At 66.2% G+C, this 1,044-nt stretch carries 2 protein-coding genes; both read right to left on the reverse strand.

What is annotated here, in order from left to right:
- A partial coding sequence (locus BN976_RS34840; RefSeq protein WP_036374096.1) for an FAD-dependent oxidoreductase occupies positions 1-298 on the reverse strand: 298 nt, incomplete at its 3' end.
- 69 nt (positions 299-367) lie between these two features.
- Positions 368-1,044, reverse strand: a 677-nt coding sequence (locus tag BN976_RS34845) for a rhodanese-like domain-containing protein (protein ID WP_036374100.1), incomplete at its 5' end; no start/stop codon positions are given.

The following is a 1,044-nucleotide window of genomic DNA, read 5'->3' on the forward strand; positions in this document are numbered from 1 at the left end:
CGTAGCCGTAGTCCGCCCCGTCAACACAGATCACCCGGTTGTTGTCCGGATCGACCTGCGCGGCCGCGTTCTTGATCCAGGTCGCCCCTTTGGGCATCACCGACGCCTCAGCCCGGGCGGTGGTCGAGGCCTTGGCCTGACCGCCCCCGACCAGCGTCCACAACGGCTGGTAATAGTGCACGTCGGACGGTTCGATCACCGCGACATCGGTGTGCCCCTTACGCAGCAGCCGCGCCGCGACCGAGATACCGGCCGTCCCGCCGCCCACGATCAGAATCTTGTGCTTACCCGTGGTCATGATTGTTCTGCTTCTCTCGTGTCTCGTGCCGGTCAGGCGTTCAGGCGGTCAGGTGTTTCTCGTGCCGTTTCAGGCGTTTTGGTGGGCTTCGTCCCAGGCGCCGTAGCCGCCCAGGATGTCGCTGACATCAGCGAAACCGTGGGCCCGCAACAGGCTCGCGGCCACCGAGGACCGGTACCCGCCGGCGCAGTACACGACCGTCGGCTTCGCTGGGTCCAGCTCACCCAACCGGGCCGGCAGCTGACCCACCGGGATCGAGACCGCGTCCGGGATCATCCCGGCAGCCACCTCCCCCGGATTACGCACATCCACGATCTGCAGATCCGCCAACTCGGCGGCACGCGCATCGAAGGCCTTGGCCGTCAACCGCGACGCCACCTGCACCTCATCCTGGTGATCGAGCATCGCCTCGAACGGGCGCTCCAGATAACCGATCACCCGGTCGAACCCGATCCGCGCCAGCCGGGTCTTACCTTCGAGCTCCTGGCCCGGTTCGGTGAACAACACGATGTCGACATCGGTGGGCACCACCGACCCGGCGAACTCGGCATACCGGCCCTCCAACCCGATATTGACCGCACCGCGCAGATGCCCCAACGCGAACTCCTCGGGGTTGCGCCCATCCACCAGCACCGCACCGGCCTTGACCGCGTCGCGGACCTGCTCGTAGCTCATCGCGGCCGGCATCTTCGTCTCATCGAGCAGTTCGCGGTCCTTGCGGTTGAGGATCGCGTCGTAGACGAAGT

It is taken from the genome of Mycolicibacterium austroafricanum (assembly GCF_000612725.1).
GTDB classification, from domain to species: Bacteria; Actinomycetota; Actinomycetes; order Mycobacteriales; family Mycobacteriaceae; genus Mycobacterium; species Mycobacterium austroafricanum.